This is a genomic window from Deinococcus alpinitundrae, from assembly GCF_009982895.1.
In the GTDB taxonomy this organism is placed as follows: Bacteria; Deinococcota; Deinococci; order Deinococcales; family Deinococcaceae; genus Deinococcus; species Deinococcus alpinitundrae.
The window spans coordinates 1-26999 of sequence record NZ_WXZL01000031.1; the positions used below are offsets into that span (position 1 = coordinate 1).

General features: G+C 65.3%; 23 protein-coding genes, 4 tRNA genes and 3 pseudogenes. 18 read left to right on the forward strand and 12 right to left on the reverse strand.

Going from position 1 to position 26999, the window contains the following annotated elements:
- From GUI70_RS19315 to GUI70_RS19325, 4 genes and pseudogenes are all read left to right on the forward strand, one after another.
- On the forward strand, positions 1-392 hold a 392-nt coding region (locus tag GUI70_RS19315; protein ID WP_161883955.1), incomplete at its 5' end, for a hypothetical protein.
- Between the two features lie 219 nt (positions 393-611).
- Complete coding sequence (locus tag GUI70_RS19320; protein WP_161883956.1) at positions 612-773, forward strand: helix-turn-helix domain-containing protein; 162 nt, start codon at positions 612-614, stop codon at positions 771-773.
- Positions 774-886: 113 nt separating this feature from the next.
- Positions 887-1018, forward strand: a complete 132-nt coding sequence (locus GUI70_RS25075) for a hypothetical protein (protein ID WP_272952904.1) — start codon at positions 887-889, stop codon at positions 1016-1018.
- Between the two features lie 8 nt (positions 1019-1026).
- Positions 1027-1659, forward strand: a pseudogene (locus tag GUI70_RS19325) (IS630 family transposase); the annotation flags it as partial.
- A 97-nt stretch (positions 1660-1756) separates the two neighbouring features.
- On the opposite strand, the gene GUI70_RS19330 reads toward GUI70_RS19325, so the two are convergent.
- A tRNA-Arg gene (locus GUI70_RS19330) sits at positions 1757-1833 on the reverse strand.
- Between the two features lie 124 nt (positions 1834-1957).
- Between GUI70_RS19330 and GUI70_RS19335 the strand changes: the two are divergent.
- Positions 1958-3035, forward strand: a pseudogene (locus tag GUI70_RS19335) (type IV pilus twitching motility protein PilT); the annotation flags it as partial.
- A 119-nt stretch (positions 3036-3154) separates the two neighbouring features.
- On the opposite strand, the gene GUI70_RS19340 reads toward GUI70_RS19335, so the two are convergent.
- Both GUI70_RS19340 and GUI70_RS19345 read right to left on the reverse strand, forming a co-directional pair.
- Positions 3155-3228 (reverse strand) — tRNA-Gly (locus GUI70_RS19340).
- 18 nt (positions 3229-3246) lie between these two features.
- Positions 3247-3323 (reverse strand) — tRNA-Pro (locus tag GUI70_RS19345).
- Positions 3324-3511: 188 nt separating this feature from the next.
- Here GUI70_RS19345 and GUI70_RS19350 point away from each other — a divergent pair.
- Positions 3512-4924, forward strand: a complete 1413-nt coding sequence (locus GUI70_RS19350) for a class I SAM-dependent methyltransferase (RefSeq protein WP_237725045.1) — start codon at positions 3512-3514, stop codon at positions 4922-4924.
- Between the two features lie 66 nt (positions 4925-4990).
- Positions 4991-6031, forward strand: coding sequence for a tRNA dihydrouridine(20/20a) synthase DusA (gene dusA, locus GUI70_RS19355; protein ID WP_161883957.1), 1041 nt, complete (start codon positions 4991-4993; stop codon positions 6029-6031).
- Between the two features lie 18 nt (positions 6032-6049).
- Here dusA and GUI70_RS19360 read toward each other — a convergent pair whose 3' ends face one another.
- Positions 6050-7078 carry a hypothetical protein gene (locus GUI70_RS19360; protein WP_161883958.1) on the reverse strand — a complete coding sequence of 343 codons (1029 nt, stop codon included), beginning with the start codon at positions 7076-7078 and terminating at the stop codon, positions 6050-6052.
- Between the two features lie 355 nt (positions 7079-7433).
- Between GUI70_RS19360 and GUI70_RS19365 the strand changes: the two genes are divergently transcribed.
- Entirely contained in the window at positions 7434-8189 is a 756-nt protein-coding gene (locus tag GUI70_RS19365; protein ID WP_161883959.1) for an SDR family NAD(P)-dependent oxidoreductase, read from the forward strand.
- 11 nt (positions 8190-8200) lie between these two features.
- Here the strand turns inward: GUI70_RS19365 and GUI70_RS19370 are convergent, their stop codons facing one another.
- From GUI70_RS19370 to ftsH, 3 genes are all read right to left on the reverse strand, one after another.
- Positions 8201-9358, reverse strand: coding sequence for an MFS transporter (locus GUI70_RS19370; protein WP_237725046.1), 1158 nt, complete (start codon positions 9356-9358; stop codon positions 8201-8203).
- Positions 9355-9951 (reverse strand): hypothetical protein, encoded by a 597-nt coding sequence (locus GUI70_RS19375; RefSeq protein ID WP_161883960.1) that lies wholly within the window; start codon positions 9949-9951, stop codon positions 9355-9357. The genes GUI70_RS19370 and GUI70_RS19375 overlap by 4 nt, the downstream gene beginning before the upstream one ends.
- Before the next feature lie 84 nt (positions 9952-10035).
- A complete protein-coding gene (gene ftsH / locus GUI70_RS19380; RefSeq protein ID WP_161883961.1) occupies positions 10036-11898 on the reverse strand; it encodes an ATP-dependent zinc metalloprotease FtsH in 1863 nt (620 codons plus the stop codon).
- A 227-nt stretch (positions 11899-12125) separates the two neighbouring features.
- On the opposite strand from ftsH, the gene dnaK reads away from it, so the two are divergent.
- The 3 genes from dnaK (at position 12126) to GUI70_RS19395 (ending at position 15761) form a co-directional block, all read left to right on the forward strand.
- Positions 12126-14018, forward strand: a complete 1893-nt coding sequence (dnaK, locus tag GUI70_RS19385; RefSeq protein WP_161883962.1) for a molecular chaperone DnaK — start codon at positions 12126-12128, stop codon at positions 14016-14018.
- 111 nt (positions 14019-14129) lie between these two features.
- On the forward strand, positions 14130-14792 hold the full coding sequence (locus tag GUI70_RS19390) for a nucleotide exchange factor GrpE (protein ID WP_161883963.1): 663 nt from the start codon (positions 14130-14132) through the stop codon (positions 14790-14792).
- A 72-nt stretch (positions 14793-14864) separates the two neighbouring features.
- Positions 14865-15761 carry a DnaJ C-terminal domain-containing protein gene (locus tag GUI70_RS19395; protein ID WP_161883964.1) on the forward strand — a complete coding sequence of 299 codons (897 nt, stop codon included), beginning with the start codon at positions 14865-14867 and terminating at the stop codon, positions 15759-15761.
- 78 nt (positions 15762-15839) lie between these two features.
- Here GUI70_RS19395 and GUI70_RS19400 read toward each other — a convergent pair whose 3' ends face one another.
- From GUI70_RS19400 to GUI70_RS19410, 3 genes are all read right to left on the reverse strand, one after another.
- On the reverse strand, positions 15840-17330 hold the full coding sequence (locus GUI70_RS19400; protein ID WP_161883965.1) for a tripartite tricarboxylate transporter permease: 1491 nt from the start codon (positions 17328-17330) through the stop codon (positions 15840-15842).
- Positions 17330-17839 (reverse strand): tripartite tricarboxylate transporter TctB family protein, encoded by a 510-nt coding sequence (locus tag GUI70_RS19405; protein WP_161883966.1) that lies wholly within the window; start codon positions 17837-17839, stop codon positions 17330-17332. The genes GUI70_RS19400 and GUI70_RS19405 overlap by 1 nt, the downstream gene beginning before the upstream one ends.
- A 120-nt stretch (positions 17840-17959) precedes the next feature.
- Positions 17960-18919, reverse strand: coding sequence for a Bug family tripartite tricarboxylate transporter substrate binding protein (locus tag GUI70_RS19410; protein ID WP_161883967.1), 960 nt, complete (start codon positions 18917-18919; stop codon positions 17960-17962).
- Positions 18920-19189: 270 nt separating this feature from the next.
- Between GUI70_RS19410 and GUI70_RS19415 the strand changes: the two genes are divergently transcribed.
- Both GUI70_RS19415 and GUI70_RS19420 read left to right on the forward strand, forming a co-directional pair.
- The gene (locus tag GUI70_RS19415) at positions 19190-20818 is read left to right on the forward strand and encodes an ATP-binding protein (RefSeq protein ID WP_237725047.1); all 1629 of its coding nucleotides are present in this window, start codon (positions 19190-19192) and stop codon (positions 20816-20818) included.
- Complete coding sequence (locus GUI70_RS19420; protein ID WP_237725048.1) at positions 20815-21492, forward strand: response regulator; 678 nt, start codon at positions 20815-20817, stop codon at positions 21490-21492. Before GUI70_RS19415 ends, GUI70_RS19420 begins: the two co-directional genes overlap by 4 nt.
- Positions 21493-21498: 6 nt before the next feature.
- On the opposite strand, the gene rraA is transcribed toward GUI70_RS19420, so the two are convergent.
- Positions 21499-21990, reverse strand: coding sequence for a ribonuclease E activity regulator RraA (rraA, locus tag GUI70_RS19425; protein ID WP_161883968.1), 492 nt, complete (start codon positions 21988-21990; stop codon positions 21499-21501).
- 119 nt (positions 21991-22109) lie between these two features.
- On the opposite strand from rraA, the gene GUI70_RS19430 reads away from it, so the two are divergent.
- Both GUI70_RS19430 and GUI70_RS19435 read left to right on the forward strand, forming a co-directional pair.
- Positions 22110-22184 (forward strand) — tRNA-Asn (locus GUI70_RS19430).
- Positions 22185-22374: 190 nt separating this feature from the next.
- On the forward strand, positions 22375-23316 hold the full coding sequence (locus GUI70_RS19435) for a DUF808 domain-containing protein (RefSeq protein ID WP_161883969.1): 942 nt from the start codon (positions 22375-22377) through the stop codon (positions 23314-23316).
- Between the two features lie 9 nt (positions 23317-23325).
- On the opposite strand, the gene GUI70_RS19440 is transcribed toward GUI70_RS19435, so the two are convergent.
- Positions 23326-24825, reverse strand: a complete 1500-nt coding sequence (locus GUI70_RS19440; RefSeq protein ID WP_161883970.1) for a sensor domain-containing diguanylate cyclase — start codon at positions 24823-24825, stop codon at positions 23326-23328.
- Positions 24826-25644: 819 nt separating this feature from the next.
- Here GUI70_RS19440 and GUI70_RS19445 point away from each other — a divergent pair.
- From GUI70_RS19445 to GUI70_RS19455, 3 genes and pseudogenes are all read left to right on the forward strand, one after another.
- Positions 25645-25896 (forward strand): ArsB/NhaD family transporter, encoded by a 252-nt coding sequence (locus tag GUI70_RS19445; protein ID WP_161883971.1) that lies wholly within the window; start codon positions 25645-25647, stop codon positions 25894-25896.
- 169 nt (positions 25897-26065) lie between these two features.
- Entirely contained in the window at positions 26066-26422 is a 357-nt protein-coding gene (locus tag GUI70_RS19450; protein ID WP_272952905.1) for an ArsB/NhaD family transporter, read from the forward strand.
- Between the two features lie 3 nt (positions 26423-26425).
- Positions 26426-26959: pseudogene (locus GUI70_RS19455) on the forward strand (transposase).
- Positions 26960-26999 lie beyond the last annotated feature (40 nt).

Here is a 26999-nt window from a genome sequence, read left to right on the forward strand (position 1 = left end):
AGGCGACGTTCTTCGAGTTGAGCTCGGGTGAGGTGCGATGGGAGCCAACGGTCAGTCATCCAATCATTCTACCGTCGTTCACTTCAGCCGAGATCAATAGTCTTGATCGGTGGGGGCATAACGAAACGGATCAGCACAGTTCTGGGCATGACGTAATGGTAGCAGGGTTATCCTTCTGGCGCGTCGGCCTCGACCTGATGCACCTCGTCCTCTCCCTCAGTGATCCAGAATTCATCTGGACTGCATTCCTAGACCAAGAGGCCCTCAGCATGGCTGCTGCAAGCACTGTGGGCCTGATTGGCCGTCTCGTACCACCCGAGGTTTTTCAGGATCTCGCCGGTCTTCGCATTAATCAGCTGCGCGCAGGGCATCTGAGGGAAATCGCCCAGTGAGGGCCGGCTGGGTTGAATGTCAGTGGACCGCTTTTCTGTTTGCGTTCCTTGGCAATTATTCTCAGGCCACACCTGAAAGCACCCGTTCTCCGTGCACCTGCCTTTAAAGCTTGCTCTAGTGGATGACCACAGGCATGGCATGAGCTAAGCTGAGGGATAGGACGACAGAAGCGGTGGGTGGTGAAACTGAGTGACGACGAGCGGCAACAGCTGACGGAGATGACTCGCAAAGGGGTGCTCAGTGCACGGGTCATGACCCGTGCACGCCTGCTGTTGCTGAGCGATCAAGGCTTCCTAGACCGCGATGTGGCCGAGCGTCACGGTGTCAATGCCGCCACGGTGGCGCATACCCGGCGCAAGTATGTGGAGGGCGGCCTCTAGGCGGCCCTCTACGAGAAAGCAAGGCCGAAACAGGCACCAAAACTTAACCCACAGCAGACCGCCATCCTGATCGCCGAAGTGTGCTCAAGTCCCGACGGTCGAGAAAAGTGACCATGCAACTGCTGGCCGATCGACTGGTGACGTTGGGCGTGGTGGACAGCATCAGCGACGAAACCGTGCGGAGAACACTGGAAAAAACGCGCTCAAACCGTGGCAAGTTCAACGTTGGTGTGTCGCCCAGGTAGGCGCCGACTTTGTGTGGCGCATGGAAACCGTACTCGACACCTCTGCTCAGCCTTACGATCCACGGCATCCGGTGATCTGTTTTGATGAGAAGTCGTATCAGCTGCTCGATCATGTCCGTGACCCGCTGCCACCTGTGCCGGGATACCCGGCACGAGTCGATCATGAATACAAACGCTGTGGCACGGTCAATTTCTTCGTCGCTCTGGAACCACACACCGGTCAACGCACGGTGACGGTGACCGAGCGGCGAGGAAATGCCGAGTTCACGGCGCAGCTCCAGTGTCTGGAGCTGCGCGATGCGCAAACAGAGAAGATCTGCCTGGTGCTCGACCAACGCTCTACACACAGTCCTGCAGCCGTGTATCAGCATCTTCCAGCTGAGGAAGCACGGCGCTTGACCCGACGATTCGAGTGGATCTACACGCCGAAACATGCCTCATGGCTCAACATGGCTGAACTCGAATGGTCCCTTCTCCAACGTCAGTGTCTCGGTCAGCGCCTGGCCAACAAGGCGGCCGTCGAGCGGGAACTTCTGGCCTGGGAAACAGATCGTAATGCACGGTCTGTCCGGGTGAACTGGCAATTCTCGATCCCCACCGCACGGGAAAGCCTTAAGCGCCACTATCCGTCTCTTGATTAGCTGCAGTCATGCCTGTGGTCACCCATTAGATTGCTACACGAGTCAACTACAAACGAAAAAAACCACTCCGAAAAGTGGATTTTTGCCGTGCTACATGTGGTGCACCCTAGTGGATTCGAACCACTGACCGACCGCTTAGAAGGCGGTTGCTCTATCCAGCTGAGCTAAGGGTGCATGGGCCAAGCGCGGCGACATTCCTGCCGAAAGAATGTACCACCTCGCGAGGCCGTTTGAAAGGCCACATTGAGACTTCAGCCCCGTCAGGTTTGCGTGAGAGCCGCTTGCCTTCCTTCAGGCAGTGGAACTTTTACATGCTCTACTGACCACCATCGTTGAGGCCGGAGCCAGCGACGTTCACCTGCGCGCGGGCAGCTTGCCGGGCGGACGGATCGGGGGCGACCTGCAGCGCTTCGGCACCGACACACTCAGCGCCGAGCAGCTCGAACACTTCACCCGGCTACTGATGGACCGCCCCGAGCAGTGGAGCGAGTTCGCCAGGTAGCGTGACGCCGACTTCGCCTACAGCCTGCCGGGACTGGCCCGCTTCCGGGTCAACACCTACTATCAGCGCGGCTCAATCGGCATCATCATGCGGGTCATCGAACACCGCCCGATTCTGACCTTCAAGCAGCTCGGCTTGCCGCAGGCCACCTTCGAGTCGCTGGTCGACAACGAGCGCGGCCTGATTCTGGTTACTGGCCCCAACGGCAGCGGCAAGACCACCACACTGGCCCCGATGATAAACCATATCAACGCCCACCAGCCGGTCAATGTGCTGACCCTGGAAGACCCGATCGAGATTTTGCACCACGACAAACAGGGCACCATTTCGCAGCGCGAACTGGGACGCGACACCCTGTCGTTCGCAGCGAGCCTGCGCGCCTCAATGCGCCAGGACCCCGATGTCATCCTGATCGGCGAGATGCGCGACAAGGAAACGGTGGAGGCGGCCCTCTCGGCGGCACAGACCGGCCACCTGGGGTTCAGCACCCTGCACACCCGTGGACGCCATGCGCACCGTCATTCGCATCATCAATTTCTTCGCGCCGCACGAGCGCGCCCAGATCCGCCAGGGCCTGGCCGAGAGTCTGGTGGGCGTGGTCAGCCAGCGCCTCTTGCCCAGAGTCGGCGGTGGGCGGGTGCTGGGCATGGAAGTGATGCTCAGCATCGCCACCATCCGCAAATGCATCAAGCAGGAAGACAAGCTCGAAGAGATCAAACAGGCGGTCGAGGAGGGCGGGCTGCACGGCATGCAGACGTTCGGTCAGCACGTGGTGCAGCTCGTCGGCGCGGGACTGCTGAGTCGCGAGGACGCCCTGAAAACCGCCACTCGGCTCCACGAGGTCAAGGTCAAGCTGATGCAGGCCAGCTTCGCCTCGTCTCAGACCGCCGCGCCGCCCCCCAGCCCAGACCGGCGGGGCCGCCGCGAGCTGACCAAAACCTACAATCAAGCAAAACAGCAGCGACCTTTTAACGGGTCGCTGCTGTTGCACTCTGGAGCGAGATCACGGATTCGAACCGAGGCCAGAAGCTTGGAAGGCTGCTGTGCTACCACTACACCAATCTCGCGTGCGCGCGCCGCTGCGCTGGTCGAGGCGACAGGATTCGAACCTGCGACCCCTTGGTCCCAAACCAAGTGCGCTACCAGCCTGCGCTACGCCTCGTCAGTCGGCGCGCAGAGAGGAGTATAGCAGAACGCCCGCAGTGCTCAAGCCCGCGCACTGACATAAGCCATGAAGCGCAGATGCGCCGCCGTGTGCGGCATTGCCTGCGCGCCGCTGAACCACAGAAAGCGGGGCGAGGCGCAGGCGCTGGTATCATGGCCGGGTTGCCGCAGTAAGGAGAATCCCGCATGTCCAGACCGTCACAGCCCAAATTAGCCCAATCCAGATCATTGCAGCCCAGCGCCAAACTCAGCCCCGCCCAGACCACCGCCCTCAGTGCCGCCGCCCTGATGACTGCCGGGGTGCTGGTCGCCCGCCTGCGCCCCGCCGCCACCGCCGGAGACCTGCGCGACGCTGCCCTGCGCTTACTGAATGTCGGCCTGCCCAGCCGCCGCCGCTTTGCCATCGAGCTGTGGGACGGCACGACCCTCCCCGCCACTGCTGGCGAGGACGCCCGGCTGCGGCTCAACAGCCCCAAGACCCTGGGCCGGATGCTGAGGTTGCCGCTCGACGTGGCGCTGGGCGAGGCGTACATTCGGGGCGATTTCGACATCGAGGGCGACTTCTCGGCGGTGGTCGAACTGGCCGACACCTTCGACGCCGCACCGGACTGGAAAGCCGTACCAGGCCTGCTGCGCGACTACGAACGCCTACGCCGGGGAGCCGGAGCGCCGCCGCCCGCGCCCAAGGCCAGTCTGGAGGGAGAAACCCACAGCCGTGAGCGCGACAAGGCCGCCGTGCAGCACCACTACGACGTGTCCAACGATTTTTACAAGTTGTGGCTCGACTCGCGGATGGTCTACTCGTGCGGCTACTTTCCCGGCGGCGACGAAACCCTCGACGAGGCCCAGGCCGCCAAGCTCGAACTGATCTGCCGCAAGCTGCGCCTCCAGCCGGGCGAGAAATTGCTCGACATCGGCTGCGGCTGGGGCGGGCTGGCGATCTACGCCGCGCAGCACTACGGCGTCTCGGTCACGGGCGTCACCCTCTCGGAAGCGCAGTTGCAAGAAGGCAAAGCCAGAGTGACCGCCGCCGGGCTGGACCACCTGGTCAGCCTGGAGCTGCGGGATTACCGCGACGTTCAGGGGCCGTTCGACAAGATTTCCAGCATCGGCATGGCCGAGCACGTGGGCCGCAAGAACATGGCTGAGTATTTCGCCACCGCTCAAAGGGTGCTGAAACCCGGCGGACTGATGCTCAACCACGCCATCGCCTCGGGGCTGGGGCAGGCCAAGGTCTCAAACCTGCTGCAATCCGGCAACTTTGCGCGGCGCTACGTGTTCCCCGACGGCGAGCTGCTGCCGATCTGGGAAACCCAGAAATTTGCCGAGGAAGCCCTCTTCGAGGTGCGCGACGTGGAAAACCTGCGCGAGCACTACGCCCAGACCACCCGCCACTGGGCCAGGAATCTGGAAGCCCACGAGACAGCGGCGCTGGAATTTCTGGGCGAAGAGCGCTACCGGCTGTGGCGCATTTACCTGAATGCCTGCGTGTACTACTTCAGCGCCGGGCACCTTTCCATTTTCCAGACACTGCTGGCCAAGCCCGACGAGCAGCGCCGCGTGGCTCTGCCGCCCAGCCGCGCCGATCTGTACCGCTGAGCCGGGCGGCACCATGACCCGGACCGCCTTTGGCCCCGCGCCCAGGCGCTACACTGCACGGCTGAGATGACGTCCCACCCTCCCCCACCCCATACCTTCAGCGTGGCCCCAATGCTCGACTGGACCGACCGGCACTGCCGGGCCTTCCACCGGACGCTGAGCAAACATACGCTGCTGTACACCGAGATGATTACCACCGGAGCGCTGCTGCACGGCGACAGAGCCCGGCATCTGGACTTCTCGGCGAGCGAGCACCCGCTGGCCCTGCAACTCGGCGGCAGCGACCCCGCCGCGCTGGCCGAGTGCGCCCGCATCGGCGAGGAGTGGGGCTATGACGAGATCAATCTCAACTGCGGCTGCCCCTCGGACCGGGTGCAGAGCGGGGCTTTCGGGGCCTGCTTGATGGCCACGCCCGACGTGGTGGCGCGCGGCGTGGAGGCTATGCGCCGGGCCGTGAGCGTGCCAGTCACAGTCAAGCACCGCATCGGCATCGACGACCTCGACAGCTACGACCACCTGCACACCTTCGTACAGACGGTGGCGGCGGCGGGCTGTCAGACCTTCATCGTCCACGCCCGCAAGGCCTGGCTGAGCGGCCTCTCGCCCAAGCAAAACCGCGAGGTGCCGCCGCTGCGCTACGACGTGGTGTGGCAACTGTGCACCGACTTCCCGCAGCTCACCTTCGTGCTCAACGGCGGCGTGCAGACCCTGGGTGAAGCCGAGACGCACCTGAACTGGGTGGGCGGGGTGATGGTGGGCCGGGCCGCTTACCAGACCCCGTATCTGCTGGCCGCCGTGGACCGCCGCCTCTTCGGCGAGGTCGCCCCTGACCCCAGCCGCCGCGAGGTCATTGAGGCGCTGCGGCCCTACCTGGCCGGGCAGCTGGAGCAGGGCGTGTACCTTAGCCGGATGCTGCGCCACACCCTGGGTCTGTTCGCCGGGCACAGCGGGGCGCGGCACTATAAGCGCACCATCAGCGAACAGGCGTTCAAGGCGGGCGCGGGGCTGGAGGTGCTGGACGCCGCCCTGGCCGGGATTCCCGACGCGGTGCTGGACTCGCGTGAACTGCTGCCCCCCACCCGCGAACCGGCGGCGCTGGCACTGTGAGCACGCTGGACGGTTGATTTACCGGCGGCGTAGCAGTCGGCCCAGCCGCTGGAGCGGCGAGGGCGGCGGCTCGGCTAAACTGCTGCGGGCTGGGTTGATCTGGGCTGGCCGGGCTTGCGCTGGGCCACCTGGCGCTGGACTGATTTGCGCTGGGTCGGCAACCTCACCCGCACTCGGCGCCGGGGAACCTGACGGCTCAGGCGTCAGGGCACCGTCCAGCGCGGCCCGCAGCAGCAGGCTGTCGAGCTTGCCCAGTGGGCTGCCGGGCCATTCATCAACGGTCAGCGGACTGACCTCGATCCGCAGTTCGGTGGAGAGACTCAGGCCCAGCAGGCTATTGAGCGCGGCCTGACCTTCCTGGCCGGATGCCGAAGCGCGCCCGACCTGGTTGGCGCTCAGCTCGATCTGACCGAGCGGCCCGGCGGCGCTGCCAAACAGCAAAACCCGGTAGGCCCGGCGGCTGACCGAAAAAAGCTGCAGCACGTCTACCAGCGGCGTGTCGCTGGAGCGGGTGACGAAGGCCGTGAGGTGGTCTTCCGGCGTCAGGTCAGCCACCAGCAGGCCCTCGGCAGAGTCGTCGACGGTGGTGCCCGACAGGATGGCCGGGGCGTTGTGCTCGTCCTCAAAGGCGGCCATGGCGATCAGCAGATTCTCACCGCTGGCGTTCAGGCTGCGCCGCTTGAGGGCCGCCGCACCCGAGGCGCTCAGGCCGCGCTGCACCGTGAACTGACCGCCCTGCTGCTGAAAGAGGGTGTGCAGCGCCCGCAGGCCGACATACGCCCCGATGGGCCGCACCGGACGGAACATGATGTCGGCAGGCTGACCCTGGTCGAGCAGCAACGTGAAGCTGCCCGCCAGCGTCGTGAGCTGCCAGGTCAGGATTTCGCGGCGGCTGCACAGGTACAGCAGCAGGTCTTCGAGGGCGTCGTAGGTAAAGGCCCCCTCGATAATCGTCGGCCCGGCAGATTCCAGACCCTGGGCCGGGTGAGCTGGGCGCACCGCACCTTGTTCCTGCCGCCGCTGCTGTTCGTCTAACCACTGGCCCATGTCTTCTCCCAGGCGTGCCGTTCGCTCGCTGCGTATTCTGCTTTTATTGTGGCAGGCCCGGCAGGACTTACGAAAGCGGAAAATCGTCAGTTCGGCAGTTCTGGGGCCACGAGTGTGAAGATGCCTCAGTGTGGGGCCGCCCACCGTACAGACAAAAAAGCGCGCCCCGCGTGGAGACTTGGGCGCTATTTGGTATTCAGTCGTCTGGGATGGTGTCAGCCTGACACAAACTCCGGGGATAGATGACCTGAGGTCGGATCCGACCCCGCTGCCTTGAAGGGCCGCTCTCACCCTAGACTTGTCCAACCCAGCGGCCCCCAGACCGCAGCGTGCTTACTGTTCAGGAGGTTCCATCATGCAGATTGATCTGACCCATCACCTCGCCCTCGTGACCGGCGGCTCGGGACAACTGGGCCGCGTCATGTGCCGCACGCTGGCCGGTTGCGGCGCGGACATCGCCGTGCATTACCACCAGAACGAGGCCAGCGCCGAAAGAGTGGTTGCTGAGGCGCGGCAGCTCGGGGTGCGGGCCATCAGTGTGCAGGGTGACATCACCCGGCAAGCGGACGTGCAGGCCATGCGCGAGCGGATTGAAAGCGAACTCGGATCACCCGACATTCTGGTCAACAACGCGGTGATCCAGTACGACTGGACCAGCGTGCTGACCCAGCCGCTGGCCGACTACGAGGGGCAGTTCCGCTCCAGCGTGCTGCACAACGTCCTGATGGCGCAGGTGTTCGTTCCGGCCATGATCCGGCGCGGCTGGGGGCGGGTCATCGGCATCAACACCGAGTGCGCCATGCAGAATCTGCCGACCCAGAGCGCTTACGTGGCGGGCAAGCGCGGCATGGACGGGGTGCTGCGGGTGCTGGCCCGCGAGGTCGGCGAGCACCAGATCACCGTCAATCAGGTGGCTCCCGGCTGGATGATCAGCGAGGACAAACCCGACGACGCTTCCGCCGAAGCTTACCGGGCCGGGGTCCCGCTGCGCCGCCGGGGCACGGATCAGGACATCGCCAATCTGGTGGCTTATCTGGCCTGCGATCTGGCGAATTTCATCTCCGGGCAGTACATCTCGGTGTCGGGCGGCAACGTGATGCCGACGATCTGAGGAAGCAGGCTTCAGCCCTTGGCCCAGGCCCGCCGCCCCACTGCGCCCGCTGCCAGCATCGCCGCCAGACACAGGGCAGCCACCGCGTTCCAGCCGCGCCAGTCGTAGGCGGCACCTGCCAGCACGCTGGCCGCCGACGCACCGCCGTAGTAGGCCAGGTTATAGAGGCCGTTGGCCGAGCTGCGCCCGCCGGTAATGCTCTGCTGCACGGCGCTGAGGGCCGCAGCCTGGGCCACGAAGACCCCACAGGCGGCCACCGCCAGCCCCGCAATCAGCAGCGGCAGCGCGGCCGCCAGGGTCAGCGCCAGCCCGGCGAGGCTGGTCAGCACGGCGGCCCCGAGTGCCCAGCGGGGACCGCGCCGTGCCAGGGCCGGGGCCGTAACGGGCGTGATGACCGCGCCGAGCAGGTAAACGGCGAAGATGAGGCCGATCGGCCCGCTGCCCAGCGCGTACGGCGGCGCGGCCAGCCTCAGGGTGACGGTATTGAAGACCGACACCAGCACGAACAGAATCAGAAAGCCCACCGCACAGGTCAGCCGCAGCACCGGATTGCGCAGGTGCGCGGCAAGGGTGCGGGCCGCTTCCGTCAGTCGGCGCTGCGGCTCGAAGTGCCGTTCCTTCGGCATGCCCCGCCAGGCCACGCCCAGCCCCGCCAGGTTGGTGAGGGCCAGCAACCCGAAGGCCAGGTGCCAGTTGCCCGCGTACTCGGCCAGACCGCTCAGCAGCCGCCCGCCGAAGCCGCCCACGATGGTGCCGGTGACGTAGGCGGTGAGTAGCCGCGCAAAGCGCGTGGGCGGCGCTTCCTCGGCCAGGTACGCGCTGACGGCCACCATCACCAGCGGAATCAGGAGACCCTGGACGAAGCGGGCCAGGTTGAGCGCGCCGAGCGAGTGGGCCTGGGTCGCCAGCAGGCTCGGCAAAATCAGCAGCGCAAAGGCCCCCAGCACCACCCGGCGGCGGCCCAGGGCGTCGGCAATCAGACCCGAGAGCGGCGAGAAGAGGGCCATCGCCAGGGTGGTGCTGCCGACCACCGTGCCGACCTGAGCCGCACTCACGCCGAACTCGCGGGCCAGCACCGGCAACAGGCTCTGCGGCGCATAGACGTTGAGAAAGAGCAGCGCCCCGATCAGGCCGAACGGCAGGGCAGACAGCCGGGCCGCTGCGCTCACGCCAGGCCGACCAGCCCGGCGGCGCTGCGCCACGCCTCGAACGCGCCGAGCTGTTCGGCCAGCGCAGGGTCCGGCTGGCCGGGCGGCCCGGCGAAGATCAGCACGGGCCGGGCTTCCAGGGCGATGCTGCCCGCCGTGTCGAGCCGGGCCAGCACCGCCCCGAATTGCCAGTCGCTGGCCCACAGCCGCTTGAGTGCGAACAATACCGCGTTGCCGGGGGGCCGGGCTGTGCCGACCTCGCTGCGGCGCTCGGCGGGCCGGCGCAGGTGAAATTCGTTGCCGATCAGCCCGGCATTGTTCACCGCCCGCAGCAGCAGTTGCACGCTGTCGTCCATCAGCGCCGAGGTGCGCACCAGAGTGGTGGCCCGGTCGCACAGCCCTTCAAGCAGGTCCTCGTCAATGCGCCGGGGATTGATGGGCGCAAACAACTTGCCGAGCTGTTCGGGCAAATTGGCGCGGCGGTAGAAGGCTTCCTCGAAGGCCGCTTCCAGCACGAAGGCAGCGGGCAGGCGGGCGGCAAAACGCGCCAGCAGATGGGCCTCCAAACCCACCTGCGTCTCGGAGAGGGTCGCCGCTTCCGGAAAGGTGAACATGCTGCCCAGGGTAACCAAAAAAGTCCCGGTCTTCAGCTCACTCGCTTGCAGACCGGGGACTCACGCTTGGAGACGAAACGCCCGCTAAACGCCGCCCGGCTTGAGGGTGCCCACGGCCGGCAGCTCGGCGGCAGCGGGCAGGCCCAGATCGGGGTCTTCCAGGGTACCGCCCGCCAGCACAGCCGCGAACTGCTCGGCGTTCAGGGTCTCGTGGACGATCAGCGCGTCCACCAGCCGGTGCATCTGGTGCACGTGCTCGGTCAGCAGGGCGTGAACGCGGGTGTACTGCTCGCCGGTGATGCGGCGCAGTTCCTCGTCAATGCGCTCGGCGGTTTCCTCGCTGTACAGACCGCGCTCGCCGGGTAAGCCCAGGTAGCCGCCATCTTGCTGCAACGCGATATTGCCGAGCTTACTCATGCCCCACTCGGTGATCATCTTGCGGGCGATGTTGGTGGCCTGCTGAAAGTCACTCTGCGCCCCGGTGGTCACGGCCCCCAGCGCCACGTCCTCGGCGGCGTGCCCGGCCAGCGCCACCGCGACGCGGTCGAGCAGCGACGCCTCAGTGTGATGCATCCGGTCTTCCGGAGTGTACATGGCCGCGCCCAGCGCCCGGCCACGCGGGACGACGGTGAGTTTGTGAACGCGGTCGGCGTGCGGCAGCAACTGGGCCGCCAGCGCGTGTCCGACCTCGTGGTAGGCCGTCACCCGCCGGTCCTTCTCCCCGATCACCATGCTGCGCCGCTCCGGACCCATCAGCACCCGGTCCCTGGCCTCGTCGATGTCCTTGTTGGTGATCCGGCTCCGCTGCTCTCTGGCCGCCCCTAGCGCCGCCTCGTTCAGTAGGTTCTCCAGGTCCGCCCCCACCATGCCGGGGGTGCGACGGGCCACCGCGTTGAGATCGACATTGGGATCAAGGGGCTTTTTGCGGGCGTGGATCTTGAGGATGGTTTCCCGGCCCTTGACATCGGGCGCGTCCACCACCACCTGCCGGTCAAAGCGTCCTGGGCGCAGCAAAGCCGCGTCCAGCACGTCGGGCCGGTTGGTCGCCGCCAGGATGATGATCTCGTGCGTCGTGCCGAAGCCGTCCATCTCGACCAGCAATTGATTGAGGGTCTGCTCGCGCTCGTCGTTGCCGCCCTGCATCCCCGAACCACGCTTGCGCCCCACCGCGTCGATCTCGTCGATGAACACGATGCAGGGTGAGGCCTTGCGGGCCTGCTCGAACAGATCGCGCACGCGCGCCGCACCGACGCCGACGAACATCTCCACGAAGTCCGAGCCACTGATCGAGAAGTAAGGGACTTTGGCTTCCCCAGCGACCGCACGGGCCAGCAAGGTCTTGCCACTTCCAGGGGGACCGACCAGCAGGATGCCGTGGGGGATGCGGGCGCCGAGAGCATGGTACTTCTCGGGATGCTTGAGGAAATCGACGACCTCGGTGAGATCGGCCTTGGCCTCGTCACACCCGGCCACATCGCCGAAGTTCACCTTGATCTGCCCTTCCTGAATCACGTTGGCCTTTGACTTCCCGAACTGGTTGGCCGGATCGCTGCTCTGCTGGTTGCGGTTTCTCAGCAGGGTGATCAGCAACACCACGATCAGCGAGACGGTCAGCATGGTGCTCAGCGCCGTGATCCAGTTGAAGCGGCTCGGCTGGGCGATTGTCACGTCCACGCCGCGCTTTTGCAGGCTCTCCACGTCCAGCAGCGGGTCGCCGGTCAACGAACGGCTCTCGAAGCGGCTGCCGTTCTTGAGGGTGCCGCCGAGCTGGGCGGTGTTGTCCTGATACTGGATGGTCAGGCTTTGAATTTCGCCGCGTGAGAGCGCGCCCTGAAACTGATCGAGACTCAGTGGTGACTGTGCCGGGCGTGGCATGGTCAGACTGATCACGGCCAACAGGAGAAGCGCTGCGCCCAGCAGCCAGAGGGGCCACACCACACGTTTCATATGCTGCTGAGTCTACGCCGTTGCCGGGGCGTGACTGTAATAGAGAGCCACTGCCCGTGCCAGCCGCTGGGCGCGCTGTGTGCCTTCACCCATTCTTGAGCCTCCCGCCGAACTTGAGTCTGATACGCTCAAGTCTCTTGACTGCTTACAACTGTGGGCTTATGATAGGAGGCGTTCAGAACTGTTCTCAGGAAAGCGAACAGAATTCCCCATAGCGAGGTCAACACATGCCCAAAGCAGTCGGAATCGATTTAGGAACCACCAACAGCGTCATCTCAGTGATGGAGGGCGGACGCCCGGAAGTCATCGTCAACGCTGAGGGCGCGCGCACCACCCCTTCGGTCGTCGCTTACAAGGGAGACGAGCGCCTCGTCGGCCAGATCGCCCGCCGCCAGGCTGCGCTCAACCCGCAGGCGACCCTGTTTGCCGTCAAGCGTTTTATCGGCCGCCGCTGGGACGAGGTGAGCGAGGAGGCCGCCCGCAGCCCCTTCAAGGTCAAGGAAGGCCCCGGCGGCAGTGTCCGCATCGAGGTCAACGGCAAGGACCTCGCACCCGAGCAGGTCAGCGCCGAGGTGCTGCGTAAGCTGGTCAATGACGCCTCGGCCAAGCTGGGCGAGAAGATCAAGGACGTTGTGATCACGGTTCCGGCGTACTTCGACAACTCACAGCGCGAGGCCACCCGTCAGGCCGGCGAGATCGCGGGTCTCAACGTGCTGCGCGTCATCAACGAACCCACCGCCGCCGCGCTCGCCTACGGGCTGGAGCGCAAGGGCAACGAGACGGTGCTGGTCTTCGACCTGGGCGGCGGCACCTTCGACGTGACCATTCTGGAACTCGGTGACGGCGTGTTCGAGGTCAAGTCGACTTCCGGCGATACCCACTTGGGCGGCGACGACTTCGACCAGCACATCGTCAACTGGCTGGCCGACGAGTTCAAGAAAGAGCACAACTTCGACCTTCGCAAGGACCCCCAGGCCCTCCAGCGCTTGATCGAGGCGTCCGAGAAGGCCAAGATCGAGCTGAGCAACGCCACCGACACCAGCATCAGCTTGCCGTTCATCACCTTCGACCCCGAGACCCGCACCCCGCTGCACCTGGAGCGTACCCTCAGCCGCGCCAAGTTCGAGGAACTCAACGCCGACCTCCTCAGGCGCGTGCGCAAGCCGGTCGAGCAGGCGCTGAGCGATGCCAAGCTGGACGCCTCCAAGATCGACGAGGTGATTCTGGTAGGCGGTTCGACGCGCATCCCCGCCGTCAAGCGCATCGTCAAGGAGCTGACCGGCAAGGAACCCAACGAGTCGGTCAACCCCGACGAGGCGGTGGCACTTGGCGCAGCGGTGCAGGCGGGCATCATCCAGGGCGATTCCAGCCTGGGTGACATTGTACTGGTCGACGTGACCCCGCTCACCATGGGCGTGGAGGTCAAGGGCGGCATGATCGCGCCAATGATCACCCGCAACACCACCGTGCCGGCCAAGAAGACCGAGATCTATACCACCGCCGAGAACAACCAGCCAGGCGTGGAGATCAATGTGCTGCAGGGCGAGCGCCCGATGGCCGCCGACAACAAGTCGCTGGGACGATTCAAGCTCGAAGGCATTCCGCCGATGCGGGCCGGACAGGCGCAGATCGAAGTCACCTTCGACATTGACGCCAACGGCATTTTGCACGTGACTGCCAAGGAAAAGACCAGCGGCAAGGAATCAAGCATCCGCATCGAAAACACCACAACGCTCGACAAGGGCGATGTGGACCGGATGGTGCGCGAGGCCGAGCAAAACGCCGCCGCCGACAAGGAACGCCGTGAGAAGGTCGAGAAGCGCAACGCGCTTGATTCGCTGCGGGTGCAGGCCACCCAGCAGCTCGAGGAAAACGAGGGCGCAGACCAGGCCGCCAAGGACAAGCTCAAGGCCGCCGCCGACGCCGCCGAGGACGCTATCCGCCAGGACGACGACGCCAAGATTGGCGAGGCCCAGAAGGCGCTGGAGGAGGAGCTGCGCAGCTTCATGACCGCTGCCCAGAGCCAGCCCAAGAATGACGGCCAGGACGGCCCTCAGGGCGGAGCAGGCGCGGGTCAGGACGAAGACGTGATCGACGCGGACTTCAAGCCCGCCGAGTAAGCTCCAGTGCGTGCGGGATGAGTGATGAGGAGGCCGAGGGTCCTCCGGCGCTCGTCCCGCTTTTTTCTACCTTCCCCACCCCCTTCAACCCCACCTTCAAGAGGACGACCCATGACCAACGACAATCCCAATCCCGACAACCTGAAATTTGAACCCGGCACAGACCAGAACGGCCACGCACAGACGGTGGAGAAAGTGTCTGAGGGCGAAGTCATCGACGCCGAATTGCTGGACGAGAACGCCGAGCTGGAGGACGAGGACGGCGGCTTTCCCGGCATGGACGGGATGGACGAGGGCATGTTCGCCCAGGTACAGGAAATGATGGCCAAGATGGAGAAGGCCGATGAACTCGAAAAGGAGAACGCCGACCTCAAGGGAAGGCTGGGCCGCCTGGCCGCCGACTTCGAGAGCTACCGCCGCCGCACCCAGGAGGACGTGAGTGCTGCCGAAGGCAACGGCAAGGCCAAGGCCGCCGAAGCGATGATGCCGATTTACGACGCCCTCGACCGGGCGGTGACGATGGGCGCGGAAGACCCGGCCAAGCTGATTCCTGGCATGCAGGCGGTACAGACCAGCCTGCTGAAGATCTTCTCGGGGCTCGGACTGGAGGCCAGCGGCAAGGTGGGCGAGCATTTCGATCCGCAGTGGCATGAGGCCTTGCAGGTGGTACCCGGCGACACCGACGACACCATCACCCAGGTCTACGAGCTCGGCTTCAAGATGGGCGAGCGCCTGGTGCGCCCCGCACGCGTGGTCGTCAGCAAGAAGGGCTGAGCCGTGAGCGGTGGGCCGGACGGGTCAAGCTGAGCTGCCCACCGCTGTTCACCTTTGCAGTCAGGAGGACGCATGGCCTACAAGGACTATTACGATGTGCTCGGCGTCACCCGCAGCGCTTCCGAGGGCGACATCAAGAGCGCGTACCGCAAGCTCGCCAAGCAGTACCACCCCGACAAGAACGCCGGGGACGAGAAGGCGGCCAACCGCTTCAAGGAAATCGGCGAGGCCTACGCGGTGCTCTCCGACACCGAGAAGCGCAAGCTCTACGACCAGTACGGTCATGCCGGGCAGGTACCGCCGGGGGCCTGGAGCGGCGCGGGCGGCGGTTCCCCCGGTGCCGATTTCGGTGGGGTGGACGCCTCGCAGTTCAGCGACTTCTTTCAGGGCCTCTTCGGGCAGCAGGGGCGCGGCGGCTTCCGGGGCGGGGGCGCTCAGGTCAATATCGACGACCTGATGTCGGGCATGGGCGGCGGTAGACGTTTCGTGCAGAACGTGGAAGGCGAGTTGCAGGTCACCTTGCAGGAAGCCTTCGCTGGCTCGGAAGAGAATATTCAGGTGGAGGGCAAGCGTCTGAGCGTCCGCATTCCGGCGGGCACCCGCGACGGCGCTCGGCTGCGGCTGGCCGGTCAGGGGCCGGGCGGCGGCGACGTGCTGCTGACCATCCGGGTACTCGAAGATGGCCGCTTCGACTTGAGCGGCAACGACCTGACCACCAGCGTGGACGTGCCGGTGGACACGGCGGCGCTCGGCGGCAGCGTGCGGGTGCCGACCATGCAAGGTGATCTCAGCCTCAACATCCCGGCAGGCACCAGCGGCGGGCGGCGCATGCGCCTCAAGGGCCAGGGCTGGCCTGGCAAATCCGGGGCGGGCGACCTCTATGTGCGCCTCAATCTGGTGCTGCCCGGCAAGCTCAGCGATGAGGAAAGGCAGCTCTACGAGCAGTTGCGGACGCTGCGGCAGGGCTGAATTTTCAGAAAACAGGGAAAGGGTCTGGGGACAGTTCATACCCCCAGACCCTTTCCTTTGTCCGTTCCTGGTTCTCTTTTACGCCGCCCGTTTGCCCCGCGCCCGCAGCACCGGCGGCAGCACCAGGGCCAGCACCACGATCACCAGAATAAAGGCCGAACTCGGCTGGGTCACGAACACCGAATAGTCACCGCCACTCTGCTGCATGGCGGTTCGGAAGAAGTTCTCGGCAGTCGGCCCCAGGATCACGCCGATGATGGCGGGCGTCACCGGGAAGTCGAAGCGGCGCATACCGTAGCCGATCACGCCGAAGATCGCCAGGAGCACCAGATCGAAGACGCTGTTGTTGAGGCTGTAGACCCCCACCGTGCTGAACACCAGAATGCCCGCGTACAGAAAGGGCCTAGGGATGTTGAGCAGCTTGGCCCACACCGGGGCCAGCGGCAAGTTGAGCAGCAGCAGCATGAAGTTGCCGATATAAAGGGAAGCGATCAGGCCCCACACTAGGTCGCCGTTGGTGAGAAACAGCAGCGGCCCGGGTTGCAGGCCGTACTGCTGGAAGGCGGCCAGCAAGATGGCGGCGGTAGCACTCGTCGGCAACCCCAGCGTCAAGAGCGGTACCAGCACGCCCGCCGCCGAGGCGTTGTTGGCCGCTTCCGGCCCGGCCACGCCCTCGATGGCGCCCTGGCCGAACTCCTCGGGGTGCTTGCTGAGTTTCTTTTCCAGGGTGTAACTCAGAAAGGTGGGAATCTCCGCGCCGCCTGCTGGAATCGCGCCGAAGGGAAAGCCCAGGGCCGTGCCGCGCAGCCAGGGTTTCCAGCTTCTGCGCCAGTCCTCGCGGGTCATGGAGGCGTTGCCCTGGAGCTTGATGACGTTGCCCTTGTCTTTGCGCAGGCGGGTCGCCACGAAGAGGGTTTCGCCGATGGCAAACAGGCCGATCACCACCGTCACGAAGTCAATGCCGTCGAGCAGTTCGGGAAAGCCCAGCGTGAAGCGGGCCTGCCCACTCTGAAGATCGGTGCCGACCAGGCCGATGCCCAGCCCGAAGGCCAGGCTGATCAGGCCGCGCAGGGGGCTGCCGCCGAAGGTCGCGCTGATGGTCACGAAGGCCAGCAAAATGAGGGCGAATTTGGCGGTGGGCGGAATCTGCACCGCGATCTCGGCGATGGCGGGCGCGGCAAAGGTCAGCAGCAGCGTACCGATGGTGCCGGCCACGAACGAGCCGATGGCGGCGGTGGCGAGCGCAGCGGCGGCGCGGCCCTTGCGGGCCATCTTGTTGCCTTCCAGCGCGGTGATGATGCTGGCCGATTCGCCGGGCGTGTTGAGCAGAATTGAGGTGGTCGAGCCGCCGAACATGCCACCGTAGTAGATGCCCGCGAACATGATGAATGCGCTCACGGCGGGCAGTTTGGCGGTGACCGGCAGCAGCAGGGCCACCGTCAGGGCCGGGCCGATGCCGGGCAGCACGCCCACCAGCGTGCCGAGCGTGACGCCGATGAGGGCCCACAGCAGGTTGAGCGGGGTCAGGGCCGTCTCGAATCCGGCAAAGAGAGAGGTCAGGGCGTCCATCAGATGACGCCTTTCAGGATGCCCGGCGGCAGGGTCAGGCCCAGCCCGCGCGTGAACAGCTCATAGGTCACGAAGGCCACCAGCAGCGAGACGAGCAGCATCAGCCCGAAACGGCGCTCCCCGAAGGCGAAGGCCACGCTGAAGTACATGATGGCCGTGCCGAAAACGAATCCCAGCGGCAGCAGCAAAAATGCGCCCACCAGAAATCCGCCCAGGATGATGCCTGCCGCTGCCAGATTGACCGGGGCGTCGGGGTCGGTGTCCTCCTCGGCGGCAGGCTCGGCCCGGTCCCCACGCAGGGCGAGCACCGTCAGAACGGCTCCCAACAAGGTCAGACCCACGCTGATGATCATCGGAAAGACGCGTGGACCGACGATGGTGTTCATGCCCGAACTGTTGATGCGCTGGGTACCGATGATCATCAGCACGCCCAGCAGGGTGATGCCGAGTGCCACCAGAACGTCGGGCAGACTGAGGGCGGACTTGGAAGGTGGGGCAGGCTGGGTCATGGAGATTCCTTTTGAAGAGACGGGGCAAGAGGAAACAGGGAGCCGCAAGGCAGGACTGGCGCTCGCCCAAAAAGCGGAGCGGCCCCTGCTCTCGCCGCCCCGCTTCCCGGTTTTCTGTGCTTACTTCACCAGGCCGATGTCTTTGAGAATGCCCGCCGTGCGGTTGGCTTCCAGCTTGAGGTAGTTGTCGAACTTGGAGCCGCTGAGGTACAGATCGGTCCACTTGCGGGTTTCGAGGGTGTCTTTCCACCCCTTGCTGGCGTGCATCTTGTCGAGCGCGCTGATCAGGGCCGCTTTCTGGCTGCCGCTGATCCCGGGCGGGGCCACGATGCCGCGCCAGTTGGCGAGTTCCACATTCAGGCCCTGGGACTTGAGGGTGGGCGCGTCGATGCCTGCCTGGGGCTTGGCCGAGCTGATGCCCACTGCCCGCAGCTTCCCGGCCTTGATCTGGGCCTCGAATTCGCCGTAGCCCGCCACCGCCGCCGCCACCTGGTTGCCCAACACGGCGGCCAGCGTCTCGCCGCCGCCGCTGAACGGCACGTAGTTCATCTTGCGGGGATCAATTCCGGCGGCTTTGGCCATCAGGCCCACCAGCATGTGATCGGTGCCGCCCGCACTGCCGCCCGCGAAGGCCACCTTGCCGGGATCGGCTTTCCAGGCCGCCACCAGATCGCCCATGTTCTTGTAGGGGCTGCTGGCCGGAACGACGACCACCTCGTATTCGCCAGTCAGACGGGCCAGCGGCGTCACCCGCGAGAGGTCGACCTTGCTGCTGTTGGTCTGAATGGCCCCGACCATGACCAGGCCCATCGTCATCATCAGCGAGCTGTCGCCCTTGGAATTGTAGAGCTGCGCCAGGCCGATGGTGCCGCCCGCGCCCGGCACGTTGAACACCTGCACCGGCTTGACGATCCCGGCGTCTTGCAGGGCGCTTTGAACCGAGCGGCTGGTCTGGTCCCAGCCGCCGCCGGGGCTGGCCGGGGCCATGATGCGCAGGTTCTGGATGCTCTGGGCAGCGGCCAGGGAAGGAGCGACGAGGAGCGACAGGGAAAGGGCCAGCGTGATCAATGGTTTGGACATGTTGCCTCCGGCGTGACGCTCCGGTGAAGTGGAGGCGGTCACGAACTTGAATACCGATGAACTGTAGAACTGTGCGTTCAGTGAGCTTAGGGCAAATGCTGTGTGGAGGCAAGGGTTTTCGCGCTCCTGGCGCGGACTTTCGTGAATCTGACCCTGAACCAAATGCACGCAATGCACGAAAGTCGCTCGCCGCTGGCATGCTCTAGACTGGCCCGAATTCCCCCACCGCCCCACCCAACGCCGCCCGCTGTCTTTCCAGGTGACTTGCCTATGCCCGCCGCTCCAGCCGGTTCGACCCACGCCAGTTCAGCCCGCTCCAGTGTTGCCCACCTTATGGCAGCCCCGCTGCGGCGCTGGGGCTGGCCGCTGGCCCGGCTGGGCATCGGGGGGCGACTGGTGGCGCTGCACATCCTGATTCTGTGCGTACTGACCGCGCTACTGACCGGCATCGAGGTGCACCATCTTTCCGGCCAGGCCCGCAGCCAGCTCGGCGAACGGGCGCTGACGGCCTCGAGGCTGGTGGCGCGTTTTCCCGCCGTGATCGCGGCGGCCCAGCGCGGCCAGCCGGACCCGGCACTCAACACCCTGGTCAACGAGCTGCGGCGGCAAATCGGGGCAGACTACATCGTGGTGGGTGAGCGGCGCGGCCTACGGTTGGCCCACCCCAACCCTGAGCAGCTGGGCAAACCGATGGAAGGCGGCGACAATGCCGGGCCGCTCTCGGGCCAGGAGATTATCAGCGTGGCGCGGGGATCGCTGGGCCTGGCGGTACGCGGCAAGGTGCCGGTGCGGGCCGGGCGTGAGGTGGTGGGCGTGGTGTCGACCGGCTTTCTGATGCCGCAGGTGCGGACGCTGACCCGCCAGGCCCTCGCGGCGCTGGTGCCCTGGTTCGTGCTGGCGCTTGCCCTCGGCTCGCTCGGCGCGGTGCTGATCGCCCGGCAACTGCGCCGGGAAATTCTGGGTCTGGAACCCGAACAGATCGCCTCTCTGGTGCAGGAACATCAAGCGGTGCTCTCGGCGCTGGGCGAGGGTGTACTGGCGTTGGGCGCGAGCGGCGAGATCACGCTGGCCAGCGCCCAGGCCGACGCCGCCCTGGGCCTATCCGGCCAACGCCCACTCCTCTCGCAGGTCTGGCCCGCCGCCGCCCGGCTTCCGGCGGCCCGGCGACACAACCACGAAGTGCCGCTGGGCGATTTCAGCATGCTGGTCAATACCGAGCCGCTGCCGGGCGGCGGGCAGGTGCTGACCTTCCGCGAACGCGGCGCGGCGCTGCGGCTGGCCGAAGAACTCACCCAGGTGAAATCGCTGGTGGAGGTACTGCGCGCCCAGGGCCACGAGTACGCCAACCACCTGCATGTCATTTCCGGGCTGCTGCACCTGGGGCACTTCGGCGAGGCCCGTCGCCTGCTGAGCGAGCAGATCGAGGCCGACGCCGATTTCCGGGAGCTGACCCGCGAGTTACAGGTGCCGCGCGTGGCCGCCCTGCTGTTCGGGCAGCGTGGGCGGGCGCAGGAACTGGGCGTCAGCTTCAGCGTGGAGCCACAGTCTGCGCTCTCGCCGCGCTGGGAGCGGCACGCAGGCGCGCTGGTCACCATTCTGGGCAACCTGATTCAGAACGCCTTCGAGGCGCTCTCGGGGCAGGCGGGCGAGGTCGTCCTCAGCATCGGCGAGGACCCCGACGGCCTTCAGATCGAGGTGCAGGATAGCGGCCCCGGCGTGACGGCAGCCATGCAGCCCAGCGTGTTCGGGCGCGGGGTGAGCAGCAAGGGCGAGGGGCGCGGGCATGGCCTGGCCAACGTACGCGCGCGGGTCGAGGACCTGGGCGGCGCGGTGCGGGTCTTCCGGCGCGGGTCTACCACCGTTTTTCAGGTCAGCCTGCCGCCGCTGGAAACGCCGTGACCTCCGGCGCAGTGCGGGTCTTGCTGGTCGAGGACGATCTGCGGGTGGCGCGCGTCAACCGCGAGTGGTTGGAGCGTGACGAGGGTGTGCACGTGGTCGGCACGGCAGCGAGTTGTGCCCAGGCGAGCGAACTGCTGCGCGCCCTGGAACCCGATCTGGTGCTGCTCGACGTGCAGCTGCCCGACGGCAGCGGGGCCGAGCTGCTGCGGACCTGGCGCGCGGCGGGCGAGTGGGTGGACGTGGTGATGGTCACGGCGGCAGGCGACGAGGCCACCGTGCGCGGCGCGCTGGCCTACGGGGTGCTCGATTACCTGATCAAGCCGTTCGGCGGCTCGCGACTGGCCGAGGCGGTGGCGCGTCACCGACTCCGCGCCCGGCTGACCCAGGACGCCTTCAGTCAGGCCGACCTTGACCGCTTCCGGGGCCTTGGCCCGGGCAGCGAGGCAGCCTTGCCCAAGGGCGTGGACCCACACACCCTGGAGCGGGTCGCGGCCACCCTGCACGGTGCGTTGCCCGAGGCCCTCAGCGCCGAGGATGTGGGCACGCGGGTGGGCCTGAGCCGGGTCACCGCCTGGCGCTACCTGGAATTTCTGGTGAAAAGTGGTCAGGCCGAACTGGCCCACCACTACGGCGCGGCGGGGCGGCCCGCCAAGCTGTACCGGGCGCGTGGTTAGCGGCGTTCAGCTTTTCGGAAGCGCCAGTTCACGCGCCGAAACGATCAGCCCGTCCTCGTCGGCATAGAGCCAGTCGCCGGGGTTGATGGTCATTCCCGCGAACCGGAGTGTCACCTCACGCTCTCCCCCGCCCGCCTTGCCGCTGCGGCGCGGGTGAGTGGCCAGCGCCTTGACGCCCAGCCGCTGGCCGCCGAGTTCGGCTGTGTCGCGCACGCAGCCGTGAATGACAATTCCGGCCCAGCCGTTCTGCACACCGAGACTGGCCAGTTGGCCGCCCACCAGGGCGCATTCTAGGGAGCCGCCCGCGTCGATCACCAGCACCCGGCCCTGGCCCGGCGTCTGGAGTTCGGCCCGCGCCAGCGCATTGTCCTGCGGCACCCTCAAAGTCACGGCGAGGCCGGCGAAACGGATCAGGCCGCCGTAATCACGCCAGATGGGCGCGGAGACCTGCACTTCGGAAAAGGCGTCGCAGAGATTGGCAGTGGCAGGAATCGGCATGTCCGCAAGCTTAGCGCCGGGCCTGCGTGCCCAGCGGGGGCTTGCACCTTCGGGCGGGGGCTGCTATCCTTCCTCTCGCTGAAGTTGCGGCCTGCGCCGTGATTTGCACCTCAGCATGTTCGGCAGTAGCTCAGTGGCAGAGCGTTCGACTGTTAATCGAATGGTCGTAGGTTCGACCCCTACCTGCCGAGCCAGATATGATAAACCTCGTCCATGACGGGGTTTTTTCATTTTGGGCCGGGTACCGTTCGCCGGAAGGTTCGGCAGCCCGCCGGGCGGTGCAGCTCAGCGCAGCAGCGAACCCGCTCCTGCTAAGCTGGAAAGCCTGATGATGCCCGGATCTATGTTCAGCTTTCCCCCCGCACCGCTCGAAGGGCGACTTCCATGAGTGGCGGCCTGGTCGCGCTGCTCGACGACGTAGCTGCGCTGGCCAAGTTGGCTGCCGCCTCGGTCGACGACATCGGTGCGGCAGCCAGCAAGGCAGGCGTCAAAGCCGTGGGCGTGGTGATCGACGACACGGCGGTCACGCCCCGCTACGTCACCGGCTTCACGCCGGAGCGTGAGCTGCCGATCATCTGGCGCATCGCCAAAGGCTCACTGAAAAACAAGATCGTGTTTATTTTGCCCGCTGCGCTGCTGCTCAGCCAGTTTCTGCCCTGGGCGCTCAACCCGCTGCTGATGGTGGGCGGCGCGTACCTGTGTTTCGAGGGAGCCGAGAAGCTCTATGAGGCCATCTGGAGCCATGCCGAGGCGGGCGAGGAAGCGGTCCTCAAGCTCGGCAGCGCCGAGCACGAACAGCAGATGGTGTCGGGCGCGATTCGCACCGACTTCATTTTGTCGGCGGAGATCATGGCGATCTCGCTGGCCGAGGTGGCTGATCAAGCGTTCTTTGCCCGCGCCCTGATTCTGGTGCTGGTGGCTCTGATGATCACGGCGTTGGTTTACGGCGTGGTGGGGTTGATCGTCAAGACCGACGATTTCGGCCTGAAGCTGACTCGCGGCGGCTCGCGGGGAGCACAGGCGATCGGGCGCGGTCTGGTCAGGGGCATGCCAGTGGTCATGTCGGCCCTATCGGTGATCGGCACGGCAGCGATGCTGTGGGTCGGCGGCCATATCATCGTGGACGGCCTCGACAAGTTCGGGCTGAGCTGGCCTGCCCACACCCTGCACGAGCTGGCCCTGGCCGCCGGTCACGCCGTTCCCTTCGCAGAGGCCGCCGCCGAGTGGGTCATCGAAACGCTGGGTTCTGCCCTGGTGGGCGTGCTGCTGGGCGGCGTCATCGTGGCGGGCCTACACCTGCGCCCGGCCAAAGCGGCGGCGCACTGAGGCGCAGAATTAGGAATTGACTTCAGCCTGCTGACGCGCGGCCTGTCGCCGCCGCTTGACCGCGTACATCCGCTCGTCGGCCAGGACCAGCAGCGCCGCACCCGCGCCCTCACTGCTGTGGGCGACGCCCAGGCTGGCTCCACGCAGCGCGCCCACCTGACGGGCGGCCAGCACCGCCGTGTCCACCGCCTCCAAAACAGTGTCCTCATTGATGCGGCCCATCACGATAAACTCGTCGCCGCCCAGCCGGTACACCTCGCCCGCATCACCCAGGGTCACTTTGAGGGTCTTGGCGAAGACCTGCAGCAGCTTATCGCCCTGGGCATGGCCCTCCAGATCGTTGAGCGCCTTAAGGCCGTCGAGGTCCAACCCAGCTAGAAGAAAGGGCATACCCTCCTGCGCCCGGCGATTGAGCAGCCCGGTCAGCGTGTCCTGCCGGGCTTCCTGACGGTTGTGTTCAACTTCCATTCGGCGGTCCAGGGTACTGCGGACACTGCGCCCCGCCGCTTTGAGCAGCGCGCGGTCACTGCCGCGCCAGTGGGACACCGGATTGCCGCGCAGCCGCACCGCCATCAGCAGTGAGGTGACGCCGCCGCGCGTGCCGAGCGGCAACCAAGCGACCTGCTCCACACCGCCGTCCACGCCAGACTTGGAGGCCCCCGGATGACCTGGATAATCGTTCACATAAAGCGGCTGGGTCAGGGTCTTCAGCGACCAGGTGACCGAGTCGGACCAGTCGGACGGGACCTCGGACTCTCCGCTGGTCGGCTGGGCAAGCCGGGCGTGCTGGTGCGCGGCCACCACCCGCAGGCCCGCCGCCTCGAAGATCAGCAGGCCCACATGGTCGGTGTTGAGCGCACCAGCCAGCAGCGCCGAGGCGTTGAGGGTCATCTCTTCGGGCGTCAGGTCGAGGTCGATCAGCCCGGCGATGCCTTCCAGCACCTGGGCGTGGTCCAGACCGCGCTTCAAATCGGCGTTGCGGCGGGTCTGGGCATCGAGTTCACGGCTCAATTCCAGGGTGCGCGTCCGCAGCTCCAGTTCGCCCACTACCAGCGCGGCCAGATCCTGCAACACAGCGAGGTCGTCCGCTGTCAGCGGGTGCGGCTGGTGATCGGTGACGCAGAGCGTGCCGATGCGGTGGCCTGCCGGAGTGGTCAGGGGCGCGCCCGCGTACATGTGAATGTACGGCGCGCCCGTAACCATCGGGTTGTGGGCGAAGCGCGGATCGGCGTGGGCGTTCTCGATCACCATCGGCTCTGAGCCCAGGATGGTCCAGGCGCACACGGAGTCGCAGCGCGGCGCGGTGGTATCGCCCGGACCGCTGGCGGCCTTGCTCCACTGGCGGTGCTGGTCCACGAAGTTGATGAAGGCCACCGGGGCGTTCAGCAGGCGGGCGGCCAGCCGGGTGATGCGGTCATACGCCTCTTCCTGGGGTGTGTCGAGAATCTCGTACCGGGCCAGGTCCAGCAACCGGGCGTATTCGTTGGCTGGAAGCGGCGCACTGGTCATGGCTATCAGCTTCCCAGATCAGCCCTTGCGGCGCTCTGACAGACCTTCGACGTGAAGCCGCCGAGAGGAGAACAGCACCTTCGCGCCCCATGCGGCAAGATCCTGTCTGGTTACAACAAACGCCCTCTAGGAGAGCGTTTGTTGGTAGACCCGAGCAGATTTGAACTGCTCTGGTCTACAGTGTCAATTTCATCAGGTTCTAGATTTTAGATGATCTTAGAGTATCTAGAGTGCGCCGGGAACGACGTTTCTTGATTACAGGAAATTCTGGAGTGTTTTGGGAAATACGCCAACTGCTGCACCTGTTGTTGCACTTTGGATCCCTCTGCTCTCTTCGACCAATGAGGCAATCAGGAAGGGGAGCTATTGCACTTGAGCAGCGTGATAGGGGTTGGGTGCGATTCGGTAGCTCATCTCCTGGTCGTCGCTGGTCCGGATCAACTCTTTGTCGTCCGGGTAAATATACGTATCCCAAACTGCCAGTGTGGGGCTGAGGGAGAAGACGAGGCGTACCAGATCGAGGTAGACCCACCCAAAGAGCCAGCCTGCTACCATCACGATATGGCATCACCTGGAGCGAGGTCATCGGCCGTCATAGGAGTGTTGTTTCGTCTCGACGGGGGTACCGTCACGCTTGCGGACCATGAAGCGTTATGGGAAGTGATGATGACCGCCGCCGCCGAGCGGGGACTTCAATTCTCAGGCAAGGTGGTACCCGTCGATTTCGATCACATTACACGGGAGAATTTCGAGGCCCTGCTCCGACCAACCTCCCCAGAGCACGATGCTCTCTAAGCATGGCTAGCACTGAGCTTAGAGGTGGAGATAACCAGCCTGCCACTGGCCACCTCCAATCTCACCAACATCATCAGCGCCGATCTGTTCGGGCCGCCCTTTGCGTGGTGGGTCGCCATTATGGAGCCGGTCAATATGGTGGGTGTGACGGTGAGTCTGGGCGTGCTATGGCTGATGTTTCGCCATTCCTGGCCTGCGATCTGTGTCCTCAGTGCGTTGCCGCTACCGCAGTCCGCGCTGCTAGCCCCCACACCTGCTGAGCGGGCGCTGGGCTGATGGCGGCGCTGCTGGCCGGGTTTTTCCTCGCACCTAAACTAGGCGTGCTGGTGAGTGCCGGAGCGCTGGTAATCGCCGCTGTACTCCTGCGTGTGGCCGGCTAGGAACGCCGGGGAGCGTTAGGGGCCGGTGCCGGTGTTGCGGGCCGGGCCGTGGGACGTGGTCTATTATCGCGAGGCATGTATCTGATGGTCTACGCTCTCAAGATGCAGGACCCACGGTTTGGCTGGACGGGCTGCTTGAAAGCTTTGCGGTGCATGGGGTGGCGGCCACCGTGTTCGGGACACATGACGTCATTGCGGCACTCTCGGCCCTCACCAACAACCTGCTTGCCGTGCTGATCAACACGCTCAGCCTTCAGGAAGTCAGCAACGTGCCGCCTGACCTGCGTGAACTGATGGTCTATGCCAACGTGGTGGCCGCCGATATCGACCCCAAGCCGACGTCGATCGGCAGCCTAGCCACGCTGTGGCTGAACCTACTTAAAGTGCGTTTTGAAAGTCCAGAGGATGCGGCTGTAGGCTGATGAATGACGCGCCGGACGTACAGCAGTGATTTGAGCGATGAGGAATGGGCCGTGCCGGAACCCCTCTTACCGCAGCCATGCCAAACAGGGCGACCGCGAATGTGGTCGCTCCGCGACATTTTGGATGGGATGTTCTATGTTCTGCGGGGAGGGAATGCTTGGCGACTGATGCCACATGATCTTCCACCCTGGGAAACGGTTTATGGATATCACCGGAACTGGCGTATTGCTGGGCGGTGGGAACAACGCCATACGACCTTGCGAGAACGGGTCCGTGTGGCGCTGGGTCGTGATCCCACGCCAAGCGCGGCCATCATTGATCGCCAATCAGTGCGGACCACCGAGGCCGGTGGTTCTCGAGGCGACGACGGCGGCTTCGTCATGCTGAAGCGGCGCTGGATTGTTAAGCGCACCTTCGCTTGGTGAGGGAAATCCAGACGAATGAGTCGGGGCTTTGAAGCACTCCCCGCGACATCGGAGAACCTCGTCTACCAAGTCATGATTCGCCTGATGGTCCGCCGTTTAGCAGCGTTTTGAATCCCACTAGAGCGAGTTTCAAAACGCACTTTAGGCAGAA

Excerpts from the sequence above, each read along its gene's own strand:
- GUI70_RS19365 (WP_161883959.1), top strand. The coding sequence starts at position 7,434 with ATGCAGATTGATCTGACCCATCACCTCGCCCTCGTGACCGGCGGCTCG.
- GUI70_RS19395 (WP_161883964.1), top strand. The coding sequence starts at position 14,865 with ATGGCCTACAAGGACTATTACGATGTGCTCGGCGTCACCCGCAGCGCT.
- ftsH (WP_161883961.1), bottom strand. The coding sequence starts at position 11,898 with ATGAAACGTGTGGTGTGGCCCCTCTGGCTGCTGGGCGCAGCGCTTCTC.
- GUI70_RS19375 (WP_161883960.1), bottom strand. The coding sequence starts at position 9,951 with ATGTTCACCTTTCCGGAAGCGGCGACCCTCTCCGAGACGCAGGTGGGT.
- rraA (WP_161883968.1), bottom strand. The coding sequence starts at position 21,990 with ATGCCGATTCCTGCCACTGCCAATCTCTGCGACGCCTTTTCCGAAGTG.
- GUI70_RS19320 (WP_161883956.1), top strand. The coding sequence starts at position 612 with ATGACTCGCAAAGGGGTGCTCAGTGCACGGGTCATGACCCGTGCACGC.
- GUI70_RS19405 (WP_161883966.1), bottom strand. The coding sequence starts at position 17,839 with ATGACCCAGCCTGCCCCACCTTCCAAGTCCGCCCTCAGTCTGCCCGAC.
- GUI70_RS19440 (WP_161883970.1), bottom strand. The coding sequence starts at position 24,825 with ATGACCAGTGCGCCGCTTCCAGCCAACGAATACGCCCGGTTGCTGGAC.
- GUI70_RS19435 (WP_161883969.1), top strand. The coding sequence starts at position 22,375 with ATGAGTGGCGGCCTGGTCGCGCTGCTCGACGACGTAGCTGCGCTGGCC.
- dusA (WP_161883957.1), top strand. The coding sequence starts at position 4,991 with ATGACGTCCCACCCTCCCCCACCCCATACCTTCAGCGTGGCCCCAATG.
- GUI70_RS19350 (WP_237725045.1), top strand. The coding sequence starts at position 3,512 with ATGTCCAGACCGTCACAGCCCAAATTAGCCCAATCCAGATCATTGCAG.
- GUI70_RS19415 (WP_237725047.1), top strand. The coding sequence starts at position 19,190 with ATGCCCGCCGCTCCAGCCGGTTCGACCCACGCCAGTTCAGCCCGCTCC.
- dnaK (WP_161883962.1), top strand. The coding sequence starts at position 12,126 with ATGCCCAAAGCAGTCGGAATCGATTTAGGAACCACCAACAGCGTCATC.
- GUI70_RS19360 (WP_161883958.1), bottom strand. The coding sequence starts at position 7,078 with ATGGGCCAGTGGTTAGACGAACAGCAGCGGCGGCAGGAACAAGGTGCG.
- GUI70_RS25075 (WP_272952904.1), top strand. The coding sequence starts at position 887 with ATGCAACTGCTGGCCGATCGACTGGTGACGTTGGGCGTGGTGGACAGC.
- GUI70_RS19410 (WP_161883967.1), bottom strand. The coding sequence starts at position 18,919 with ATGTCCAAACCATTGATCACGCTGGCCCTTTCCCTGTCGCTCCTCGTC.
- GUI70_RS19400 (WP_161883965.1), bottom strand. The coding sequence starts at position 17,330 with ATGGACGCCCTGACCTCTCTCTTTGCCGGATTCGAGACGGCCCTGACC.
- GUI70_RS19390 (WP_161883963.1), top strand. The coding sequence starts at position 14,130 with ATGACCAACGACAATCCCAATCCCGACAACCTGAAATTTGAACCCGGC.